At 39.2% G+C, this 21,980-nt stretch carries 27 protein-coding genes; 14 read left to right on the top strand and 13 right to left on the bottom strand.

What is annotated here, in order from left to right:
• Positions 1-25 precede the first annotated feature (25 nt).
• The 3 genes from R6U77_RS14870 (at position 26) to R6U77_RS14860 (ending at position 1,961) form a co-directional block, all read left to right on the top strand.
• A complete protein-coding gene (locus R6U77_RS14870) occupies positions 26-1,447 on the top strand; it encodes an SgrR family transcriptional regulator (protein WP_406601048.1) in 1,422 nt (473 codons plus the stop codon).
• A gap of 198 nt (positions 1,448-1,645) precedes the next feature.
• The gene (locus tag R6U77_RS14865; RefSeq protein WP_319836238.1) at positions 1,646-1,810 is read left to right on the top strand and encodes a hypothetical protein; all 165 of its coding nucleotides are present in this window, start codon (positions 1,646-1,648) and stop codon (positions 1,808-1,810) included.
• A 16-nt stretch (positions 1,811-1,826) separates the two neighbouring features.
• Positions 1,827-1,961, top strand: a complete 135-nt coding sequence (locus tag R6U77_RS14860; protein ID WP_319836237.1) for a hypothetical protein — start codon at positions 1,827-1,829, stop codon at positions 1,959-1,961.
• 20 nt (positions 1,962-1,981) lie between these two features.
• Here R6U77_RS14860 and R6U77_RS14855 read toward each other — a convergent pair whose 3' ends face one another.
• Positions 1,982-2,560, bottom strand: coding sequence for a histidine phosphatase family protein (locus R6U77_RS14855; protein ID WP_319836236.1), 579 nt, complete (start codon positions 2,558-2,560; stop codon positions 1,982-1,984).
• Positions 2,561-3,030: 470 nt separating this feature from the next.
• Here R6U77_RS14855 and R6U77_RS14850 point away from each other — a divergent pair, with 470 nt between their 5' ends.
• From R6U77_RS14850 to R6U77_RS14840, 3 genes are read left to right on the top strand one after another with little or no spacing between them, the layout of a single operon-like run.
• The gene (locus R6U77_RS14850; protein ID WP_319836235.1) at positions 3,031-3,558 is read left to right on the top strand and encodes a sigma-70 family RNA polymerase sigma factor; all 528 of its coding nucleotides are present in this window, start codon (positions 3,031-3,033) and stop codon (positions 3,556-3,558) included.
• Positions 3,548-4,906: a DUF6241 domain-containing protein gene (locus tag R6U77_RS14845; protein WP_319836234.1), complete on the top strand. Its 1,359-nt coding sequence runs from the start codon at positions 3,548-3,550 to the stop codon at positions 4,904-4,906. The genes R6U77_RS14850 and R6U77_RS14845 overlap by 11 nt, the downstream gene beginning before the upstream one ends.
• Positions 4,907-4,933: 27 nt before the next feature.
• A complete protein-coding gene (locus R6U77_RS14840) occupies positions 4,934-5,872 on the top strand; it encodes a hypothetical protein (RefSeq protein WP_319836233.1) in 939 nt (312 codons plus the stop codon).
• Between the two features lie 120 nt (positions 5,873-5,992).
• Here R6U77_RS14840 and R6U77_RS14835 read toward each other — a convergent pair whose 3' ends face one another.
• The 4 genes from R6U77_RS14835 to R6U77_RS14820 form a co-directional block, all read right to left on the bottom strand.
• Positions 5,993-6,148, bottom strand: coding sequence for a hypothetical protein (locus R6U77_RS14835; protein ID WP_293928415.1), 156 nt, complete (start codon positions 6,146-6,148; stop codon positions 5,993-5,995).
• Between the two features lie 135 nt (positions 6,149-6,283).
• Positions 6,284-6,811: an AAA family ATPase gene (locus tag R6U77_RS14830; RefSeq protein ID WP_293928416.1), complete on the bottom strand. Its 528-nt coding sequence runs from the start codon at positions 6,809-6,811 to the stop codon at positions 6,284-6,286.
• Between the two features lie 27 nt (positions 6,812-6,838).
• The gene (locus R6U77_RS14825; protein WP_319836232.1) at positions 6,839-7,054 is read right to left on the bottom strand and encodes a hypothetical protein; all 216 of its coding nucleotides are present in this window, start codon (positions 7,052-7,054) and stop codon (positions 6,839-6,841) included.
• A gap of 261 nt (positions 7,055-7,315) precedes the next feature.
• Positions 7,316-7,918 carry a hypothetical protein gene (locus R6U77_RS14820; protein ID WP_319836231.1) on the bottom strand — a complete coding sequence of 201 codons (603 nt, stop codon included), beginning with the start codon at positions 7,916-7,918 and terminating at the stop codon, positions 7,316-7,318.
• Positions 7,919-8,185: 267 nt separating this feature from the next.
• Here R6U77_RS14820 and R6U77_RS14815 point away from each other — a divergent pair, with 267 nt between their 5' ends.
• Positions 8,186-8,386 carry a cold-shock protein gene (locus R6U77_RS14815; protein WP_004225195.1) on the top strand — a complete coding sequence of 67 codons (201 nt, stop codon included), beginning with the start codon at positions 8,186-8,188 and terminating at the stop codon, positions 8,384-8,386.
• A gap of 122 nt (positions 8,387-8,508) precedes the next feature.
• On the opposite strand, the gene R6U77_RS14810 is transcribed toward R6U77_RS14815, so the two are convergent.
• Positions 8,509-8,940: an Rrf2 family transcriptional regulator gene (locus tag R6U77_RS14810; RefSeq protein WP_293928421.1), complete on the bottom strand. Its 432-nt coding sequence runs from the start codon at positions 8,938-8,940 to the stop codon at positions 8,509-8,511.
• 180 nt (positions 8,941-9,120) lie between these two features.
• On the opposite strand from R6U77_RS14810, the gene R6U77_RS14805 reads away from it, so the two are divergent.
• Positions 9,121-9,759: an NAD(P)-dependent oxidoreductase gene (locus R6U77_RS14805; RefSeq protein WP_319836230.1), complete on the top strand. Its 639-nt coding sequence runs from the start codon at positions 9,121-9,123 to the stop codon at positions 9,757-9,759.
• A gap of 78 nt (positions 9,760-9,837) precedes the next feature.
• On the opposite strand, the gene R6U77_RS14800 is transcribed toward R6U77_RS14805, so the two are convergent.
• Positions 9,838-11,442 carry an ABC-F family ATP-binding cassette domain-containing protein gene (locus R6U77_RS14800; RefSeq protein WP_293928423.1) on the bottom strand — a complete coding sequence of 535 codons (1,605 nt, stop codon included), beginning with the start codon at positions 11,440-11,442 and terminating at the stop codon, positions 9,838-9,840.
• A gap of 174 nt (positions 11,443-11,616) precedes the next feature.
• Between R6U77_RS14800 and R6U77_RS14795 the strand changes: the two genes are divergently transcribed.
• The 3 genes from R6U77_RS14795 (at position 11,617) to recQ (ending at position 15,506) form a co-directional block, all read left to right on the top strand.
• A complete protein-coding gene (locus tag R6U77_RS14795) occupies positions 11,617-12,783 on the top strand; it encodes an MFS transporter (RefSeq protein ID WP_319836229.1) in 1,167 nt (388 codons plus the stop codon).
• A gap of 69 nt (positions 12,784-12,852) precedes the next feature.
• Entirely contained in the window at positions 12,853-13,707 is an 855-nt protein-coding gene (locus R6U77_RS14790; RefSeq protein ID WP_319836228.1) for a hydroxymethylglutaryl-CoA lyase, read from the top strand.
• Positions 13,708-13,736: 29 nt separating this feature from the next.
• On the top strand, positions 13,737-15,506 hold the full coding sequence (recQ, locus tag R6U77_RS14785; protein WP_319838381.1) for a DNA helicase RecQ: 1,770 nt from the start codon (positions 13,737-13,739) through the stop codon (positions 15,504-15,506).
• A gap of 69 nt (positions 15,507-15,575) precedes the next feature.
• Here the strand turns inward: recQ and R6U77_RS14780 are convergent, their stop codons facing one another.
• The 5 genes from R6U77_RS14780 to msrA form a co-directional block, all read right to left on the bottom strand.
• Positions 15,576-15,698 (bottom strand): hypothetical protein, encoded by a 123-nt coding sequence (locus tag R6U77_RS14780; protein WP_319836227.1) that lies wholly within the window; start codon positions 15,696-15,698, stop codon positions 15,576-15,578.
• A gap of 136 nt (positions 15,699-15,834) precedes the next feature.
• Positions 15,835-16,320, bottom strand: a complete 486-nt coding sequence (locus R6U77_RS14775; RefSeq protein ID WP_319836226.1) for a hypothetical protein — start codon at positions 16,318-16,320, stop codon at positions 15,835-15,837.
• Between the two features lie 19 nt (positions 16,321-16,339).
• A complete protein-coding gene (locus R6U77_RS14770; protein WP_319836225.1) occupies positions 16,340-16,666 on the bottom strand; it encodes a branched-chain amino acid transporter permease in 327 nt (108 codons plus the stop codon).
• Positions 16,663-17,376, bottom strand: coding sequence for an AzlC family ABC transporter permease (locus R6U77_RS14765; protein WP_293928472.1), 714 nt, complete (start codon positions 17,374-17,376; stop codon positions 16,663-16,665). Before R6U77_RS14765 ends, R6U77_RS14770 begins: the two co-directional genes overlap by 4 nt.
• A 95-nt stretch (positions 17,377-17,471) precedes the next feature.
• Positions 17,472-17,990 (bottom strand): peptide-methionine (S)-S-oxide reductase MsrA, encoded by a 519-nt coding sequence (msrA, locus tag R6U77_RS14760; RefSeq protein WP_293928433.1) that lies wholly within the window; start codon positions 17,988-17,990, stop codon positions 17,472-17,474.
• Between the two features lie 165 nt (positions 17,991-18,155).
• On the opposite strand from msrA, the gene R6U77_RS14755 reads away from it, so the two are divergent.
• The 3 genes from R6U77_RS14755 to R6U77_RS14745 all read left to right on the top strand — a co-directional run bounded on the left by R6U77_RS14755 (position 18,156) and on the right by R6U77_RS14745 (position 20,753).
• On the top strand, positions 18,156-19,094 hold the full coding sequence (locus tag R6U77_RS14755) for an LCP family protein (protein ID WP_293928435.1): 939 nt from the start codon (positions 18,156-18,158) through the stop codon (positions 19,092-19,094).
• Positions 19,095-19,165: 71 nt separating this feature from the next.
• On the top strand, positions 19,166-20,392 hold the full coding sequence (locus tag R6U77_RS14750) for an AI-2E family transporter (protein WP_293928436.1): 1,227 nt from the start codon (positions 19,166-19,168) through the stop codon (positions 20,390-20,392).
• Positions 20,382-20,753 (top strand): DUF4830 domain-containing protein, encoded by a 372-nt coding sequence (locus tag R6U77_RS14745; protein ID WP_319836224.1) that lies wholly within the window; start codon positions 20,382-20,384, stop codon positions 20,751-20,753. Before R6U77_RS14750 ends, R6U77_RS14745 begins: the two co-directional genes overlap by 11 nt.
• Before the next feature lie 65 nt (positions 20,754-20,818).
• Here R6U77_RS14745 and R6U77_RS14740 read toward each other — a convergent pair whose 3' ends face one another.
• Positions 20,819-21,955 (bottom strand): aminotransferase class I/II-fold pyridoxal phosphate-dependent enzyme, encoded by a 1,137-nt coding sequence (locus R6U77_RS14740; RefSeq protein WP_406601107.1) that lies wholly within the window; start codon positions 21,953-21,955, stop codon positions 20,819-20,821.
• Positions 21,956-21,980 lie beyond the last annotated feature (25 nt).

The raw sequence follows: 21,980 nt of genomic DNA, 5'->3' as shown, positions 1-21,980 counted from the left end.
AAGTCCAAAGCAAGTAGTACGTAAATTGAAAAAATGGGAGGAGGAGGGCTGGATTTGTTACTATGCAGGAAAAGGGAGAGGGCATCTATCAACAATTCACTGGCAAAAGGATGTAGAACACCAGCTTCTGATTTTATTGAAGCAAGCATTTGAGCAAAAAGATTTCAACATGTTGGCAGCTATTCAGATGACCTACTTCACAGAGGGATTTCAGCAAAAAGTAGCGACACTATTAACAGAGCAGCTACTACTAAATACGCACTCAATGGACCCGATGCTGACAATACCTATTTATAGCAAAAGCCTCAATCTTCATCCACATCACTATATAGATACGGAAAGCGGCTGGGTGCTATCACATATTTATAGTCGTCTTGTAACGCAGCAGCAAGATAAATTTCAAGGAGATATAGTTCATTATTGGGAGCAAGTTGGAGATTGTTTTATTTTTTATGTTCGTCCCTTTATTTATTGGCACAATGGTGAGAAAGTGAAGGTAGAGGAGATTATTCAATCGATTACAGCAACATTTGAGCTGGAGAAATACAGCTATTTTTATCGCAAAGTCATACATATTAAAAAGCGAACAAGCACAACTTTTGAAGTTATTTATAATGGCAAGGAAGAGGAGCTGCTCACACTTTTTTCTCAATTGGACTTTAGCTTACAGCATCCTTTTGTAAAAAACATTGGAACAGGTGCCTATAAAATGCTTCAGAATATGAAAGGCGTAGTGCAATTAACGGTGAATGCACAATACCATCTTCCACATGCGCTAATTGCCAATATTCAATTTGTAACGATTCCCTCAACATTAAAAAGAAAACTAGAATGGTCAATACAGCAGCAATATCAACGCCATGTAGAGCTAGGTGGTCTTGTCTCTGCATACTTAAATCCCCATTCTCGAAAGTGGCAAAGACAAGAAGCACGTCTTTTTATTCTCGGTATATTAAAGCAATTCGCACAACAAATTGAACAAGTAGATCCATTAAAAATTTCATATGCACATGAAAATTTGCCTAGCTTACAACACGCAACTATAGAGAAATTACGGATTGGCTATATTGTCAATCAATCCAAGTTTGTGGAAGCTTTACAAGCATTTTTGGCGCAACAAAGGATAGAAGCGGAGGTACTCAAGCTGGAATTCGATGACACTACCATGCATCATTTATTTGAGCAAGTAGATGTCTTAATGATAGGAGAATATCCTGTGGCAGCCTTTATTTTAGAGCAGAACAAAGAGCACCCGTTATCAATGTACGTAGATAATACATGGCACACGCCCTTGTATACAGCTTTTCGCGAAATATATTATCCTAGCAATTTTAGAAGAAGCGACGAAATCATTTATGGCTATCCAAACTTAACGAAATGCTGGGTCAGTGAAAGCATGCTTAGTGAGAAACCCTTTAATAAGCAAAATCACCCTGTTCCAAAATAAAATAAAACTATAAATAATTGCTGCCATACCGCCAGCAACTGCGTCGTTATATAGATGTCCAACGATAAAAAAGGACAGCCCAAATAAAATAGGCATATCAGCAAGCATCATCACGAACTCTGAGCTGATTCATTTTACAGCACAGTGAATAATCAATAGGTTCACTAAAATTAATAAACTAAAAGGATGTGTTGCATAGTGTACTTATTAGCTATTGCTATATTGATTTTAGCAGTTATTGCCGTATGGCTTTATCAAATTAGCAAGAAAAAATCGAAGAAGCTTCTCAAATATATACCAGCTATTTTGTTTGCTGTTAGTATTGCGTTAGTTTATTTTAAAATGTTATTTATTTCTAAATGATAAAATGAAATATCATATGACAATTACAACTGCGGATCAATTAAAAGTAATTGAAAATGCGCCAGTCAAGCCAATTGAATTTAAACAAGAGACGCTAAATCAGTTTTTAGATGATGTAATGCGTTCATATAAATTGGAGCTGTCAGAGTAGACAGCTCTTTTTTGTAAATTTTAGTTGTAAGTAGGCTGTAAGTGAGCAATGTGATTGAAGCTTTCAATATGCCATGCCCTCTTAACGAATCGGATAATTGTTAAACTAGCATTGGCTAATTTTGTTTTTCCTGAGCCAATTCGATTGTTGGACAGTGCGGCTAAAATACTATTAATCACAGCTCCATGTGTAACAACAATTACTTTCTTAACAGGATGCTGCTGCTGAATTTGATGAATCCCTTGCATGACACGTTCGATTAACGCCTCTCTTGCCTCTTGGTTTCTATATTGGCGATTGGGAAACTGAATTGTGCGTTCCTCTACTGTTAATCCTTCTGCATCTCCGTAGCTTCTTTCAAGGAAATGAGCCATTTCAACTATTGGCAATTTATTTTTTGCTGCAATAATCGAGGCAGTTTGTTTAGCTCGTTCTAAAGGGCTTGTTACAATCAGCCCATACGCTGCGCCATTGAAAAAATTCGCACAGGCATTGGCTTGGAGGATTCCAATATCATTTAATGCAACATCTGTATGCCCCTGTAGTTTTCCAAGCCGTTTCCCCGTGTCTAACGAAACAAATCTCCATGATGGATACACTTCCTTTTTGTCTATTTTACTTAAATTTTGGAAAGGAGCAAAGGACTGCAAGTGAACTTTACAAAATTTTCCGTAGTGTATATGCTTAATAAATATTCATACGAGGAGGGTTATTTATGAATCAGCTTCTAACGTATGCAATTATCGGTATAATATGTTTTGTTTGAGCTAATCTAGCATCGATTAGAGCCTCTCAGTATAATGAAGAAATCTTTATTTTGTTAGGCGTTCGCAAAAAAGCAGGAAGTCGTGTACTGAGATATATTGGTCTTTTGTTATAGGCTTTGCAGCTTTTATTACATAGGTGCCAGACAAAAATTTTATCAATGCAGAATAATAAACCTGTATCTATGATGATGTAATCATTTGAGATACAGGCTTTCTACTATGTAAAAAAATATTTACTTCAAATTGAACCGATTTTTCTTTGGCAATCGTCTAATAGCAAAATTTGAAAGGGGGATAGTGAATTGGACAGAGAAGAAAAGGATGACATATTGGAAAAAATCATGATTGACTACGGCAATGAACTCGTACGCTTAGCCTTTTCTTATGTAAAAGATGCAGAGCTCGCGAAGGATATTGTTCAAAATACCTTTATTAAATGCTACCAAAGCCTTGAATCATTTCGATTTGATGCACAAATCAAAACATGGCTCTATCGTATAACGATTAATGAAAGCAAGGATTATTTGAAAAGCTGGCATTACAAAATGGTGCAAGTCAAAAGCTTTATCAATGAAACAGCAAAGGCAATTTTACCATCAATAGAAAAAACGGTTATCGCTAAATATGAGCAGGAGGAAATGAAGGACATGATTTTTTCTCTGCCAAAGATGTATCGAGAAGTTGTCTATTTATACTACTATGAATCGTTAAATACAGAGGAAATTGCTAACGTGTTGGATATTTCCGTTAATACGGTGAAAACAAGATTAAGAAGGGCAAAGAAGAAATTAGCGCTCATTATAAAGGAGGTAGAGCCAAATGGAAGGTAAACGCTTAAAGGATGATTTGTTCACGACATCTAAAGCAGCATTGCAATTTACAAAGGAAGATCGCCAAAAAGTATTTGAACAAATTCATCACCCAAACAAGAAAAAGAAATGGCTTGCTACAGTAGTGCCGTTGACAGCCTCATTGTGCGTTATCGCCCTATGCTTTGTATTGCTGCTACCACTGATAATACAAGAAGGACAGCAGACTAGCGACAAGGATGTTGTCACAACGCTCATTACGCTAAAGGGGGAGGATGATCGAATACATATTAATCTGTTACTCGCCTATAGTCAAAGAGCCAAGACATTGCATGTGCTCTCGCTTCCACGTGATATGTATGTGCCGATATTTGGCGAAGGGGGAGCTGTTACACAGGATAAGCTGACATTTGCTTATACAGATGGGGCTGAAAGTGTGAGAAGAACAGTTGCTGAACTATTTGATTTAGCAATTGATTACTATGCAGTAATGAATTTATCCACTTTTTCAGCGTGGCTGGCTACAGCTGAGGATATGGATTACAGTATACCAGAGGATATTCGAGTAAGAGCGATATCACAAGCTGCATTTGAATTTGACAGAGGAATTCATCAATTAAATGGGGAGGAAGTTGTTGCATTAATGATGGCGGCTACAGAAGGGCAACAACTAGGCAGAGAGCATTTGCTAAAGCTCCTGAATGTTATTCTTTATAAAATGCAGCATACGCAATGGCAAGCATTTACAAAAAGACTAGAAACAAACGCTCCACTAGATGCTTTCCTAGAAACAGAAATTAAGGCAATCAAGCCATTTTCTATTATAGATGGGCAAAAATCAGTGATGCAGGACGGCAAGTATTTTGCCGTATTTGAGCCAGAATTTTTGAAGCACATTGCACAGCAATTCATGACCTTTGATGATCGCCTTGTTTCAACGGTCGATACGAGCTTCGGCTGGGAAACTTCTTTATTTTCTGACAAGCTGGATGCTTGGAAAAGTGGAGATGAGCCGTTTGTTGACAATTTAGTCGAAGAGGTGATGCAGCAAATGGCGCATCAAAAAGTGATTGCGGAAAGCAAAGAAGGCTCTATTATGATGACAGTTAAGCGAATTGACACTTTACTGCAAATGGTTGAACAAAACAAAGCGCATTATGTGCATCATGAAGCATATTTAAATATATTAACACGTTGGCAGCAAGGGGATTTTTCAATGGTAGATGCGGACCATAATGTGCTGATGGATTTACAAGGCTCTAAAGCACCTGAGGGCTTAGCAACAGGCATTGCATCAAAGGAGCAGGAAGTTCATTATATATTCCAAGTGTTTGCACAGGAAGTAGATGAGGTTTTAGGTAGCCAATAGAAAAATAACATGACAAGGATGACGAAAATGACCAAAAAACGAAAGAAGCTAACGCTAGCAATGATGAGCATACTATTGCTTAGCGCATGTGGGATAACAGATGAAACAAGTGGAGCAGAGCAGCCACAAACGACCACTACATTTGAGGAATATGGCGAGTATATTAGCTATTCATCCACAGTGCCTGAAGCATACTATCAAACTGTTTTCGCTTTTGAAGAGCTTGAGAGCGGTGTCAATACAGTCCCACACAAAAAAGTAAGGGCGATGTACGAAGAAATGAAGGCTACCTTTGATTATTTATTAGTAAATGACTATCCTTTAGTTTACAGAGGAGATTATCAGGGTGACACTGCTTTCGTTGATGGCTATGACCAATATCAAGCAGGCAAAGTGCCGAACCCAATGAATGTCGAAGCGCGAGATTGGGAGGGTAATCCATTTTTAGCAACACCATTAAAAACACTGTTATTAGGGGATGGAGTGTTCCAGCGTTTTGATCAGCAGATTGAGGAAGGGCGCAACCTAAAAATAACAGATTATACACTTGTGACACCAGATCAACCTATTCCTGTAGTGCTAGGGTATGCCTATAAAGGGATTTATGAAATTGGCGATACGTTTTCGTTGGAATTGATTTCAGAAGTAATGAATTTTCAAGTCGTCGGCTTTTATAAGCAAGGTACGAGCTTTGCAATGGACACACAACAAGTTGCTTTTGATTACACGATTGTTATGCCACATTTTTTATTTGAGTATGAGCCTGTAGGTGAAGCAGCTCTATTTCAGCATGCCTTTCATTTAGCAGAGCTAACATCAGGCTATATCCAAATTGACAAGCCATTCGAGGCAATCAATGACGAAACATATCAACAGACAGTCGACATGTTAGAAAAAATGGCGGAGCGCCACAATCTATCAGGTCTCTATAAAGTTGCTACTTGGCCAGTAGGGTTTGTTTGGTAACTATGCAAAAAAGCAAAAGGCTAGCAGCAGTCTTTTGCTTTTTATATAGTAAATCAAGAGTAAAGTAGTGAGGTGAAGGAAGGCTTTTGTTTTTTGAACATGGCTCCTTCTTTTGCACCACTATTTTTTATTTTGCTCCTCCAATTGCTTTGAAATTTTTCGCAGCAATTCATTCGTTTCAGAAATATCAATCCCTCTACTAACCGCTTTTTCAATAATGATATAAAGAACAATACAAAACACTAATATTAAAATAATAATTAAGCCAATATGCAAAGGTAAACTCCTCCTAAAAACGTCAAAATAATTAGCTATGCAAAACGTGTAAAAGCACTTATTGAAGCCGATTGAAATTGATACATAGCCTTTTGCAAATTCATGGCAAAATGCAAAAGGCTTTCGCTTTTTCTACTACAAGACCAATTTTTCTTTAATCGTATGTACAATGGTCTCTACCATCATATTTTCAGTATCGATATATTCACTGAAATCATATGTATGATAGGCCTTCAAGCATTTGTCCGTTTGCTGGAAACACCAGTTGCCCTCCTCCTCACCACGCAGTCTAAGCCTTTCGTAAATCGTCTCTTTACTTGCGGATAAGCAAAAATGGTAGGTAGCTTCATCAATTTGTTTGAAGCCGTCATAAATAAATTGAAAATAGTCAAATTTGCGAATGGTCATCGGCACAATAAGATGACGCTGATAATTTTTCATCAAATGCTGTGCCATCTCAACCGTTAGCTCTTTCCATAATGCTAAATCTTGAAAATCACCGGTAGGGGATTCCATTTTCTTAATATCGAGAGGCACCACATTGCGCAGCAAATAGCCAACTTCCTCCGGGTCATAAAGCATGCTGTTGTCAATTTCATTTTGTAGCCTTGTGGCAATGGTTGTTTTTCCTACACCAAATGCGCCATTAATCATAATAATCATTGTTTAAGCTCCTTTAAAATAAATAGATTACATTTTTCCTTCCTTGATCCAAGTCCAAATTCGATAACTGCCAAATAACGAAACAAATAATAACGCGAATAATGCAATGACCCATATTGTAAGCCTATCAATGGCCATTAATCCTTCTGCTTTTATAAAGACAAAGGTTGCAAAGCCTAGCAACATGAGGTAACAAAATATATTTGGAATCATCCAAATGATTCTGAGCTTTGTATTTTTCAAATAGATGCTCCTTTTTATATAGTCATGCTTATTATACAGTTATCTGTAAAAACAACAATTTCTTATAGTGTATATTGAAAATACTGTGAGGTAATATAGCTGGATAACCTCGCTACTTTGGATTCAATTAGTGTTAATGATTGTAGGATAATTATGATTCATCCAGCATTTTCAAAATATCATACAGGAAAAAACAGCAAATATGTAAATAGCAATGAGAAAGAGCTGACCTTCTGCTCGTCAGCTCTCTTAAACAATTTATTATTCAACCTCAAGCTCTTTCAACGTAGAAGAAACAACAAATGCCTCATCACCATCCACCATTTCCGTAACACTTTTCACTAATCCATAGCCGCGCACATAATAGTTTGTTTCAGTTATATTTTCAACTTCTTTCACAACGACAATCGCATCGTCAAAGGTGCGATAAGGTGTGTCTATTGGTGCAGAGATGTCGGTAATTGTCCAATTATCCTCAGACTGTCCAATATCAATTGGGGCTTTTAGGAGCGTTGAAATTACTTGGTATGTGTCGAGTGCGGCCTCATCGAACTGAGCGACATCCTCCACCTCCTGAAATATTAATTCGATTGCTGTATCTGTAATTCGATACACTTTATTAATAGTAGCACCGCCATTATCAATGCGGACATGGACGTAATCAGAGCTAAGCCAAAATGTTTGCTCCGTATAGCTAGCAAATTCATTACCTTCACCTTCAAAAAAGGCGGTAGAGCCATCTTCTTTAAAAAAGAGCTGCAATTCATTTGCCTGCACTTCGGTAGGTGGGCTTTCAATTGGCTGTGTTTCATTGCTACAGCTCGCTAAAAATAGCATGGTGCAAAACAAAAAGAAGTAACGCATTTTTACCACTTCCTTTTGGGGTTTTTAACACTTTACCACTTTTTCTTTGAGCATAAACCTGCTAATAATAAATTATATTCGTTTTGTGCTTGACAAATGGTGGATATTGTTTTAAGATTAAGTTAATAAAATCAACTGTAAAAGAAGACATGAAATCACATATTACAAAGAGTAATCGTGTTTTGATAGATACTTTTTGTAATATGTGATTTTTTTTCGATTCGAGTAATAAGATTTTATTTAATACAATTAATGGAGGTCATTCAAATGACACAAGGTACAGTAAAATGGTTTAACGCAGAAAAAGGTTTCGGATTCATCGAAGTAGAAGGCGGTCAAGACGTATTCGCTCACTTCTCAGCTATCCAAGGTGAAGGTTTCAAATCACTTGAAGAAGGCCAAAAAGTTGAATTCACAGTAGAAGAAGGCCAACGCGGACCTCAAGCTGCTAACATCGTAAAACTATAATTTACGAAGAAAACCACTCTTAATTGAGTGGTTTTTTTATTTGTGAGCAGAGCGTATTAAAGAGAGCATGCCAGTTGCCACAGGTTTTAGGGCAACTGGCATGAAGTTTCTCTTGTAACAGATTAGATATTTTCTTTCGTGGCAATATCCTTTACAACATCCTCTAAAGTAAGACTTTTTAAAACCTTTTCCATCGCCAATTGAGCTGATGCGAATAATGGTTCAATAGTATTTTGGATGTTCCTACCGACGAGGCATTCAGGATTTGGACTATCATGTACAGTAAATAATTCTTTCTCCTGTACAACATTTACAGCCTTATAAACATCAAACAATGTAATTTCAGATAATTCTTTTGCGAGCTCAGCTCCTGCAACACCAGGTCGAACATTTACTAAGCCCGCAGTTTTAAGCATCCCCATAATTTTTCTGATGACAGCAGGGTTTGTATTGACACTTCCAGCTAAAAACTCTGACGTACTTATCCCACTTTTATTTATTTCAATAAGAGCTAATATATGAATACCTACAGAAAATCGACTACTAATTGACATTTTGATCACCTTTCATGTATACATGTAACATAATAATACACCTGTAATTCATTTTATTACAAGTATAATTCAATTGTAGTTGCAATGAAAAAAGTATTGACATATGCCTGAAATGTAATTAATATGATTACAGGTAACTGATGTAGTTACAACTTATTTTATTCTGAGGAGGATCTTAACATGAAAATTGCAATCATTGGCGCAAGCGGTAAAGCTGGACGTCTTATTTTGAAAGAGGCTGTTAGTCGTGGACATGAAGTAACGGCTATTGTAAGAGATGCTTCAAAAATTGATGATAAAAATGTTGTGGTAATGGAAAAAACTATTTTTGATTTGACATCTGATGATGTGAAAGAATTTGAAGTAGTTGTGAATGCATTCGGTGCGCCCCTTGGTGAGGAGCAGGCGCATGTTGATGCAGGGCATGCTCTAATTGAGGCACTAAAAGGAACTGATACAAGAGCGATTATTGTAGGTGGGGCAGGAAGCCTTTACGTAGATGAAAACAAAACGCTTATGGTCATGGAAACACCTGACTTTCCAGATATATTTACCCCGACTGCGAAAGGGCAAGGACGCAATTTACAAGAGTTGCAGGAAACGGCTACTATTACATGGACATTTATTAGCCCATCTGCCATGTTTGATGCAGAGGGAAAACGAACTGGTGCATACCAATCTGGAAAAGACCACCTTTTGGTTAATTCGAAAGGCGAGAGCTACATTAGCTATTCAGACTATGCGATTGCGGTAATGGATGAAATTGAAAATCCTCAGCATATCAATGAGCGTTTTACAGTTGTTGGCGAAGCACAGTAAGTATAGACAGGTTTGGTTTGATTATCTTCAGGAAAAAGAGGCTTCTCATTGTCAGAGAAGCCTCTTTTTTTAGGTGGATTACTTCAACCCTTGTGATTCCTTCCACTCAAGGAATTCATCATATGTTAATTGCTTATCTAAAATCGACCCGTCTTCGCGAATTTCGATGATGCGGTTAGCGATTGTTTGAATGAATTGGTGGTCATGTGATGTGAACAGCATCGCACCTTTAAAGCGAATTAAGCCTTCGTTTAGCGCTTGAATGGATTCAAGGTCTAAATGGTTTGTTGGCTCATCTAAAATAACTACGTTAGAATTCGCTAGCATCATTTTTGATAGCATACAGCGAACCTTTTCTCCCCCTGATAACACAGCAGGGGATTTTTTCACTTCCTCACCAGAGAATAGCATACGACCTAAGAAGCCACGTAGGAAGCTTTCTGTTTCGTCATCTGGTGAATATTGGCGTAACCAATCAACCAATGTTTTTTCATCACCAGTGAAGTATTTATCATGGTCGTTTTCAAAATAGCTTTGTGATGTTGTCACACCCCATTTGAAGGTGCCGCTATCTGGCTCCGCATTTTCCGTTAAAATATCGAATAATGCTGTTTTCGCATTTGGGCTACCTAAAAAGGCAATTTTATCATCTTTGTTCATTGAGAAGCGCAGGTCTTTGAATAATACTTCTCCATCTAATGAAGCAGATAAACCATCAACTGTTAATACATCATTTCCGATATCACGTCCGATTTGGAAGTTGATAAACGGATATTTACGGCTAGATGGGCGAATATCGTCTAACTCAATTTTGTCTAACATTTTTTTACGAGAAGTCGCTTGCTTCGATTTAGATGCGTTGGCAGAGAAGCGTGCAATGAATTCTTTTAATTCTTTAATTTTTTCTTCTTTTTTCGAATTTTGGTCAGATAGCATTTTTTGTGCTAATTGGCTTGACTCATACCAGAAATCGTAGTTTCCTACGTATAATTGGATTTTACCGAAATCAAGGTCTGCGATATGCGTACACACTTTATTTAAGAAGTGACGGTCATGCGATACAACGATTACTGTATGTTCAAAGTTGATTAAAAACTCTTCTAGCCATTGAATTGCCTTTAAGTCAAGGTGGTTGGTAGGCTCATCTAGTAATAGAACATCTGGCTCACCAAATAATGCTTGTGCAAGCAATACTTTAACTTTATCAGAGCCTTCTAAGTCTGCCATTTTTGAATAGTGCAGATCATCGCCAATGCCTAAGCCGTTTAATAATGTAGCGGCATCTGACTCTGCTACCCAGCCGTTCATTTCAGCGAATTCGCCTTCAAGCTCTGCTGCGCGCATGCCGTCTTCATCAGAAAATTCTTCTTTTGCATAAATTGCGTCTTTTTCCTTCATTACTTCATAAAGGCGCTTGTTTCCCATAATAACAGTGTCTAACACTGTATGCTCATCGTACTCAAAGTGATTTTGCTTTAATACCGATAAACGCTCGTCCTTGCCCATTGATACATGGCCTTCCTGCGCTTCGATATCACCTGCTAAAATTTTTAAAAATGTTGATTTCCCAGCACCGTTTGCACCGATTAAGCCGTAACAGTTACCTGGTGTGAATTTAATATTTACGTCTTCAAATAGTTTACGATCACCATAACGTAAACCAACGCCACTTACTTGAATCATGTAAGCTTCCTCCTTCAAATTAAACAACGAGCAAATATGCTCTTATTTGTACACAATACTTTCTATTATAGCGTAACTTCTCCATAAAGGAAATGAAGAAATACGATATAGAAATTGTGAAAAATTTGTGCTTAACTTACTAAAGGAAGTTACCAAAGAAATGAGGAATTTTGAATGAAACATAAAAAGCTATTGCTCATCATTGCCATTTTTATTGTATCGCTTAATTTACGACCAGCGATTACATCGATTGGTCCTGTATTAAATACGATTCGTGCAGATTTACATATTTCAGGAACACAGGTCAGCTTGTTAACAGCGATTCCTGTTTTTTGTATGGGACTGTTTGCGCCGCTTGCTGTGCCAATGCAGCGCCGCTTTGACTATCGATCCTCCATTGTGCTACTGATCGCCCTGATTGGTGTTGCTACATTTGCTCGGACGTTTGTCACAAATTATAGCATGCTGCTTATAACGAGCTTGCTAGTAGGCTTTGCGATTGCCATTATTAGCCCCATGCTGAATACCTTTATTAAAATGTATTTTCCACATAACCTCGGAACCGTTGTCAGCATTTATTCTTTAGCGATGGGCACAGGTGCGGCTTTAAGTGCGGGCTTTACAGCTATTTTTTATGAGTATTTTGGTCAATGGACAATCGCCTTAGGTGTGTGGAGTGCACTTGCCATAGCAGCGATTATTATTTGGCTTGTCGCATTGAAGCGTGAGGAAGGGGTGACATTATTTGCGCCACTCTCTACTGAAGTGCGCAATCCATGGAAAACAAAAAAGGCATGGCTGCTCTTGCTATTCTTTGGTCTACAAGCATCGCTGTTCTTTTCATTAACGACTTGGTTAGCGCCTGTAGCGATGGCACAAGGATTTTCTATCGTAACAGCAGGAACGGTGTTAACGGTAATGTCACTTGTACAGCTGACAACCAACGCATTATTGCCAAGCGTGTTGGCAAAGTATCCGAATCCAATGATGTGGTTATTTGTGCTGTTAACAGTCGGCGGAGTAGGCGCTGCCTGCTTATTTATGAATGCGACTGTCGCTATTTGGGTGGGGGCCATGCTATTAGGGGTGACATTAGGTGGCTTATTCCCACTTGCCTTAACATTACCGTTAAATGAAGCACGCAATAACCAGGAAGCGAACGCTTGGAGCTCCATGGTCATGTCAGGCGGCTTTATGATGAGTGCGATTATGCCATTATTGATTGGCTTTGTTTATGACATGCTACAAAGTCATTTTTATACGAAAGTCATTTTTGTTGTATTAATTTGCGCATTATTTTGTGCTGTTTTAGCGATTCAACGTGCAGGGAAAAATGCATGAATTTACTTTGACGTCTTTACAGTTTTTCAGGTAAGGTAATAGTATATGTGAATAAGGGGTGGGAGATAGATGTATTTTCCAAAGATGATTGAGATTACAGAGGTTGGACCAAGAGATGGTTTGCAAAATGAAGCTAAATTTGTGCCAACAGCACAAAAAAAGCAATTGATTGAGCAGTTGGTGAATACGGGTGTGAAGCGCATTGAAACAGCTTCATTTGTGCATCCAAAAGCTGTCCCACAAATGGCGGATGCGCAGGAAATTGTGGCATTCTCGAAGAGCTTAGGCATTGATTTTCTTGTATTGACACCGAATATGAAAGCATTGCAGCTCGCATTAGCTGCTGGGGTGCAGCAAATCGCAGTGTTTGTTGGCGCAAGTGAAACATTCAATGAACGTAATATTCGTCGCTCGATTGAGGATTCTTTGCAGGAATGTGCAGACATGTTCCAAGTAGCAAAGCAGCACAATTTATTTGTGCGTGGCTATGTGTCGATGTGCTTTAGCTGCCCATATGAAGGAGCTATTTCCTATGAGCAGGTCACACGTGTCGTTCGCCATTTTGCAGAGCATGGAGTGGATGAAATTTCGATTGGAGATACGAATGGACAGGCGACGCCGAGAATGGTTTATGAGCGCTTTGCAAAATTGCGTGAGGATTTTCCTAGCATGAAATTTATTGCGCATTTCCATGATACGAATGGCTTTGCTTATGCCAATACGATTGCTGCACTACAAGCGGGCATTACTGCCTTCGACAGCTCGGTTGGCGGGCTAGGGGGCTGTCCATTTTCACCTGGGGCAACAGGTAATATTTCAACAAATAAGCTAGTTGAGCTGATGCATAAAATGGATATTGCAACAGGCATTGATGAGGAAAAATTACAATTAGCGAGTAATTTCGCTCATAATATTATTATGTAAACTAAAAGGGGGAATTGAACGTTTTGAAGATGCAAGCAGCCAAAAAGCATTTACAAGCGTATTTTGGCTATGAATCATTTCGAGAAGGGCAGGAGCAAGCCATCGCTCAAGTGCTGGATGGTATTGATACATTAGTTGTTATGCCAACAGGTGGTGGAAAATCACTATGCTATCAAATTCCGGCTCTCTCTTTAGAGGGAACGACACTTGTTATATCGCCGCTCATTTCACTGATGAAAGATCAAGTAGATATGCTTGTTGCAAGCGGTGTGCCAGCAGCCTTTTTAAATAGCTCACAATCGATGGAGGAAGTGCAGGACGTGCTGCGCGATGTGCGCAACGGTCGCATTAAAATGCTATATATTGCACCAGAGCGCTTAGATAATGATTATTTTTGTCAAACACTTGCGACAATTAAAGTGCCATTGATTGCCATTGATGAGGCACACTGTATTTCGCAATGGGGGCATGATTTTCGACCAAGCTATCGCAATATCCAAAATGTGCTACAGCTCTGGGCGGAGCGTCCAACCGTTGTAGCATTAACGGCAACAGCAACGCCCACCGTTTGTGATGATATTCGCTCGATACTCGCTATTCAAGAGGGGCATACCTTTATTACAGGCTTTGCACGTAGCAATTTGCGCTTTTCAGTACAGTCGGGTATTAGCAAGGATGCCTATGTAAAGCAATTCTTGAAAAATAGTCAATCTGAAGCAGGCATTATTTATGCAGCAACGCGTAAAGCGGTTGATTCTTTATATGAACAAATTAGCAAAATGGGCGTGCGTGTTGCCAAATACCATGGCGGCATGGATGAAGTGTCGCGCGCAGATGAGCAAAATCGTTTTTTACAGGATGAAGCACAAGTAATGGTTGCAACGAATGCATTTGGCATGGGCATTAATAAAACGAACGTGCGCTTCGTGCTGCACTATCAAATGCCACGCAATATGGAGAGTTATTATCAGGAGGCAGGTAGGGCAGGACGAGACGGCTTGCCAAGTGAATGTATTTTGCTGTATGCCTCTAGCGATGAGCAAACACAGCGTTTTTTAATTGATCAGGCGCAGGATCGCACACGCATACCTTTAGAGCTGACGAAGCTGCAGCAAATGGTTGATTACTGTCATACAGAGAACTGCTTACAGCAATATATCATTAGCTATTTTGGCGAGGAAAATGCGGAGGGATGTGGACAATGCAGCAATTGTGCAGATGCAAGACCGAAAGAGGATGTCACAGAGGATGCACAAAAGGTGCTGTCTTGTATCGTGCGTATGGGGCAAAAATTCGGTAAAACGATTACCGCTCAAGTGCTGGCAGGCTCACGCAATAAAAAGGTCACAGAGTTTCGTTTTGATAAATTGCCAACATACGGCATTTTAAAGGCGATGTCAGCAAAGGATATTGCTAACTTTATTGAGTTTTTAATCGCAGAGCAGCTAATTGCGGTAAGCAATGGGCAGTTTCCAACAATCTTTGTGGCAGAGCGCGGAAAAGAGGTACTGTTAGGCAATGTACGTGTTTATCGTAGACAAGCTGTTGTACAGCAAGTCGTGCACGATAAAGATCCGTTATTCGAGGAGCTGCGAGCTGTCCGTATGGCGATTGCTAAACAAGAGGGCGTGCCACCATTCGTTGTTTTCTCTGATAAAACATTGCATGATATGTGTGCTAAGCGCCCGCAAAATGCCGCAGAATTTTTAGCGATTAGCGGTGTAGGAGAAAGTAAGCTTGAAAAATATGGAGCACAGTTCATTGAAGCGATTGTGACATTCGAAACAGCTAACGTATAATATTATTATGTAAACTAATAAAATAGCTTTCAAAATAGTAGAATAACTATTTTGAAGGCTATTGTTCATTTAGACAATATCGGTTCTCGCATACGGCCAATCATAGTACATATCATTTGTAAAGTTGATAGGTGATGGATGATGAATAAATTGCTCCTCACATACAGGAATGTCAGGAAAATCTGCAATCACTTCTGTTGCCGCAGTACTTAATAGATCTTTTTCTTCCTCTTTTTGATTACTACGCGAGCGAATACCTTTTGCATAAACATATTCCTTTCATATCGCTTGATAAATTTGGCTACGAGTATTTTAGGGCAACAAGCCGTTATTGATACCCGCCGCGAGCCTCTGGTAATTCCTGATAGGCTGGTTTTTCACGCACGATGCTCCATATTTGTTCACGCAAAGCTAAAAGCTTCTTGCCATCCTTTGTCAGCTCGCAAAACTGTTGTGAAACACTATAATCAAATGTTTGTCCATCTATGGTAATATGCCATTCGTCCTCACTATAAGGTATTTGCTTACAAGTGGATTGAGGAATCAGCTTTTTTGGCGTACCGATATGAATCTCCTTCATTTCTTCATAAATAGCGCGCATGTCATCTTCTGTTAATTGCAGGGCAGTAGAAGCTGTGCCATCTACAATTAAATCCTTTGTTACTGTATTGTCGTACGTATTGATGCTATTTCGTTTGTTTATGCCAAATTGCACTTTAAAATTAAAATCGGCAGGCATTTCTTCTGGGAGAACGTTCTCCGTCTTTTCTGACAGCCAACTAGTAAGGTGAGGGCAACAACAAATACAAGCCATTTTTTCAAGACATGTCCTCCTAAAAGACAAGCTGCACAAGCACCATATAAAAACAAGTACCTGCGGCAATGGATAGCAGCATATTACGTTTCCAAAGATGCAAGCAGACGACAACGAGTACCCCTAAAATTTCAGGTAATCCGTGATGTCCTGATAAAAAGCGCACATCCTTAAAGCAATAAATAACAAGCATACCAATAACGGCAGCAGGTAATACTTTTCCGATATATTGAATATAAGCAGGTGTCGGCTTATTGGCTGGAAAAATGAAAAACGGTAAAAAACGCGTCAACATCGTACCAAGCACCACCACACCGACTGTAATAATTTGCTGTGCAATTGTCATAGGGCAGTCCTCTTTTCCTTTTGTAATGATGGACGAAGAAGCGTTAAAACACCTAAAATTGCTAGCATCGCAGGAATGATAAAGCGTTCACCGCCGAAAATGGCGAGTGAAAGTGCCGATAATGCAAGACCGATTAGAGCGCTATGATGCTGCTTAGTAGTTAGCCAGTTTTCAAGGAAAATCACAACAAAAAGTGCTGTCATAACAAATTCCAAGCCCTCTGTATTGAAGGTGATGAATGAGCCGAAAACGCCACCAATCGTTGCCCCAGCCACCCAATAAATTTGGTTAAGTAATGTGACAAATAGCATGACTTTTCCTTTATCCAGATGATTCGGAATATTTAATGTACTATTGATGGCAAAGGATTCATCACACATACCGTAAATTAAATACCATTTCTTGTGACCAGCTCTTCCATATTGATCAAGCATTGAGATACCATAAAATAAATGTCTTGCATTAACCATGAGCGTCAGAAAGAATGCGCTCAATGGATTAAAGGAAATAAGCAGCAGGTTGGCTGCGACAAATTCCATCGAGCCTGCAAAAATAAAGAGGCTCATTAAAATCGGGTAAATCGCATGAAAGCCTAAGGAATTCATAAAAATTCCGTAGGCGATGCCTAAAAATAAAAAGCCCGCTAAAATTGGAATCGTTTGAGGAAACGCAAATTTTAGCGCAGCACGTGTTGCGCTACTCAGATTTATTCACTCCTTTGTACTATATGAACGGACAGTTGTTATACCGCAAAACCTAGCAATCAGTGGGGAAGTGCTAAATCTCCACTGATTACAGCTTTCCTTTACTTTTGCCAATGTGTATCGATAAATTCATCGCGCCCTGATTTGGCACGGTCTTCCTTATAATGCGCAGTCTCTTTTTTGTAATAATCCTGATGATAATCTTCCGCGACGTAAAAAGTTTCCGCATCTCGAATAACCGTCACAATTGGTTTTTTAAAGCGACCACTTGCTGCAAGTGCCTGCTTTGATTTTTCAGCGATAAGCTGCTGTTCCTTGCTATGCGTAAAAATCGCCGTTGTATACGATTCGCCACGATCGTGGAATTGACCGCCTGCATCTGTTGGATCGATTTGCATCCAGTAAATCTCAAGTAGCTGCTCATAGCTAAAAATGCTAGGGTCAAATTCAATTTGTACGACCTCTAAATGTCCTGATTTGCCACCTTTGACATCTTCATATGTTGGGTTCTCTACATGACCACCCATATAACCGCTTGTTACTTTATGTATGCCGTCCCATTGGTCAAATGGCTTTACCATGCACCAAAAACAGCCACCTGCAAATGTTGCTTTTTCCATTGTCATTCCTCCTTGTCATTAGCCTGTATTGTATCATGTGGCAAAAACGAACGACAACATATTTGAACTTTCTTCCACAACAATCGTCTAAAATAATAATTACATATATAATATGTGGGAAAAATAGTATAATCGTACTGATACAATCGGTAAAAGGAGAATTTTATGGAACAGCACGAACAACGACAAACACGTCATCAACGGAAAAAATTTCGAAAGGGGAGACTTATTTTTCTTGCCCTCCTCGCTATTTTATTAGCAGGGGCTGCTTATAGTATCCAGCAATATCGCAGTGGGCTAAAGCTAGCAAGCGAAACAAAGCCACCAGCACAGGATTTTGCGGCAGATGCGAAAAATGGGGAAATTGAAAACTTTTTAATTTTAGGTGTCGATAGCCGAGGGGAGGAGAAATCACGCACAGATACGATGATGCTATTATCGTGGAACCGAGATACGAACGATATGAAGCTCGTGTCGTTTATGCGCGATATTTATGCAGATATTCCAGGCTATCAATCGTACAAGCTAAACACAGCTTATTATTTAGGTGGTGTGCAGCTATTAAAGGAAACATTAAATACGATGTTTGATGTACCAATTCACCATTATGCGATGATTGATTTTAAAAGCTTTGAGGCAATGATTGATGTGTTAGCACCAGATGGGATTACAGTGGATGTTGAAAAGGATATGTCAGCATTTATTGGGGTGTCATTAAAGCAAGGGACACAGCAGTTAAACGGCAAGGAATTGCTTGGCTATGCGCGTTTCCGCCAAGATGCAGAAGGTGATTTTGGGCGTGTGGCTCGTCAGCAAAAGGTAATGGATGCATTAAAAAATGAGCTATTTTCAATAGGCAATGCCAAAAATTTGCCGAAATTTGTCGGTGCTGCACAAGGCTATATCACGACAGATTTAACGTCTGCTGAGGAGCTGAAAATGGCACTATCTGTTGCTACAGGTGGCGGTGTAGATATTGAAAAAATGACGCTTCCTGCTGAAGGGACATATACATTTAATGCCTATCAGCATGCAGGCTCTGTGTTAGAAATTGATAAAGAACAAAATAAAGCGTTGTTACATGAGTTTTTACAGATGAAATAAACTGATAATTCATGATAAAATGACAGCACAATAGCTTTACAGAAAATTTGACAATTGGCAGAGGTGGTTTTTTGGAAGAGAGCAAAGCAAGAACACAAAATAAGCAACTACCGCAGGAAACATCAAATTTCTTTTCAACACGTTTTATTCGGTTTTTAGGTGGGAAAAATTTATTATTCTTCCTGCTCATTCTGTTAATTGTTGGCTGTGTCATTTTTATTTACGATAAAATTGCGTTTATTTTCCAGCCGCTACGCGTATTGTTTGAAGTCGTTATTTTACCAGGGGTGCTTGGCGTTATTTTATATTATTTAACACGACCATTTTTGCGTTTATTAATGAGATGGAAGATTTCAAAAATATGGGCGATTTTAATTATTTATCTTGTCGCAATCGGTGCCTTAACGCTAACGATTGTCCTTATCTATCCATTTTTACGCGATCAGTTTACAAATTTAATGAATGAGTTTCCAGCTTATTTCATGGCATTTGTTGAAAATATTGTGTCATGGCTAAACAATTCGCGTTTAAGTGACTATTTTTCAATGATTAATCTTGAATACGATAAAATGATTACCAACTTAACAGAGGATATTGTCACACAAGTAAAGGATTTTGCAACAGGCTTTGCGACAAGCGTAGCGACGGGTATTACGGGCTTTGTTTCCGCACTAACAGGCTTAGTGCTGTCGTTAGTCATCGTCCCCTTTATTTTGTTTTATTTGCTGTATGAGGGCGAGAAAATGCCGAAGTTTATTTTGCGTAATACGCCACCAAGCATGCGTAAATTTGTAGGAGATGTGCTGCACGACATGGACAAGCAAATTAGCTCATATATTCAAGGGCAAATTTTAGTGTCCATCTGTATCGGCGCAATGGTGACAATCGGCTTTCTCGTTATCGGCTTAGATTATGCATTGCTGCTCGGTGTATTGGCGATGGTAACAAGCGTTGTACCATATTTAGGTCCCGTTATTGCGATTACACCAGCAGCGATTATTGCAATTGTGTCCGATTCGCCTTATATGATTTTAAAGCTAGCAGCCGTTTGGACAATTGTGCAATTAATCGAAGGGAAGTTTATTTCGCCACAAATTATGGGCAAATCATTAAGCATCCATCCGATTACAATCATTTTTGTTTTATTAACAGCTGGCTCGTTGTTTGGCGTACCAGGTGTTATTTTAGGGCTCCCGACATATGCGCTCATTAAAGTGTTAGTGACACATATTTACCGTGTGTTTAAGCAACGCTATAATCGCTTTCAGCTAGAGGACGAGCATATGTATGAGGAGTAAAGGGATATATTTTATTTCGCTCATTTTGTTACTAGTGGCCTGTAGTGCACAAGAAAATGAACAGCATAATAAGTATTTAAGCGAATACGGCTGGCATGCGAAAAAGCTTCTAGCAAAAGAAACCTTTGTGCTGAAAATGCCTGAGGAATTGCTTGTTAATTATGAAGCGAATGAGCTCTTCTTTTTCCGAGAATATGAAGGGGAGGAAGTAACACAATTTCTTTATTTGTTAAAGGAACGTGACACAGAGCGCGAGCGACTTAAGGCAGTTATTTATGAATGTAATGGGGAAATCATTGGTGGTCATGGCATTTTGCCAAATTGGATACCGGGTATTTTTCGCTTAGAGGATAAAGAATGATTAAAAGAGGATAAGAAAATATAGCAGGACTGCTGACTATACGTGTCAGCAGTCCTATTTTATCTTTATTGAATTGTCTGTAGCTTCTCTACAGCACGTGCAAGTAGCGCTGAATTTTGAACAAGAGCTAGACGCACGTAGCCTTCGCCAGCTGTACCAAAGACAGTGCCTGGCACCATCACAACACCAGCCTGCTCAATTGCTTTAAATGCAAAGTCTACACTTGTCATTGCATATGGATATTTAGCCCAAACGAACATACCACCATTGGAAGGAGCCACCTCCCAGCCGATTTGTTGTAGCCCGTTCATTAATATTTGATGACGTTCTGCAAAAGTTGTACGTAAGCTTGCTGTAATTTCCTCTGCATTGTCTAAAGCAAGCGCGGCCGTCAATTGAACGGGCTCAAAAATACCGAAGTCTAAATTTGACTTTAATTGCTTAACAATGCGAATCATTTCAGCATTACCAACAATATAGGCGATGCGGGCACCTGCTAAGCTAAAGCTTTTCGATAAAGAATTGATTTCCAAGCCTACATCCTTGGCCCCAGGTGTTGCTAAAAAGCTCATTGGTGCATCGCCTGTGAAGTAAAATTCAGAATAGGCAGCGTCATGTAAGACGATAATATTGTATTTTTTAGCGAATGCTACAACCTCCTCGAAATACTGTTTAGAGGGCATTGCGGGCACAGGGTTACCAGGTAAATTTAAAAGAAGCAGCTTTGCTTTTTCCGCAATTTCTGCTGGAACGCTTGCTAGGTCTGGTAAATAACCATTTTCTTTTGTGAGTGGCATATAGTAGGGAGTTGCACCAGCTAAATGGATACCTGCATCGTAAGCAACATAGGCAGGGTTTGTCGTTAAAATAATGTCACCAGGGTTGCAAAAAGCGATTGGTAGATGCACTAGGCCTTCCTGTGAGCCCATTGTTTGTAGCACTTCCGTTTCGGGGTCAAGCTGCACATCATTGACTCTTGCGTAGTAGCGGCAGACAGCGTCGTTAAAAGCTTTAACACCTGTCAACGTATAGCCATAAGATTGTGGGTTAGCCGTAAGCTTGGCCATATTTTCAAGTAGCATAGGAGCAGGTGGAATATCAGGGCTTCCTAAGCTTAAATCAATAATTTCTTGTCCGTTTTGTTGTTGCTGTAAAGCAAATGCTTTTAGTTTTCCAAAAATCGCCTCTGTAAAAAGCGACATTTTTGATGATGCTTCGATAATCAAA

The sequence above is a fragment of the Lysinibacillus louembei genome (assembly GCF_033880585.1).
Lineage (GTDB): Bacteria > Bacillota > Bacilli > Bacillales_A > Planococcaceae > Metasolibacillus > Metasolibacillus louembei.
This window is presented reverse-complemented; position numbering and strand designations above follow the sequence as displayed.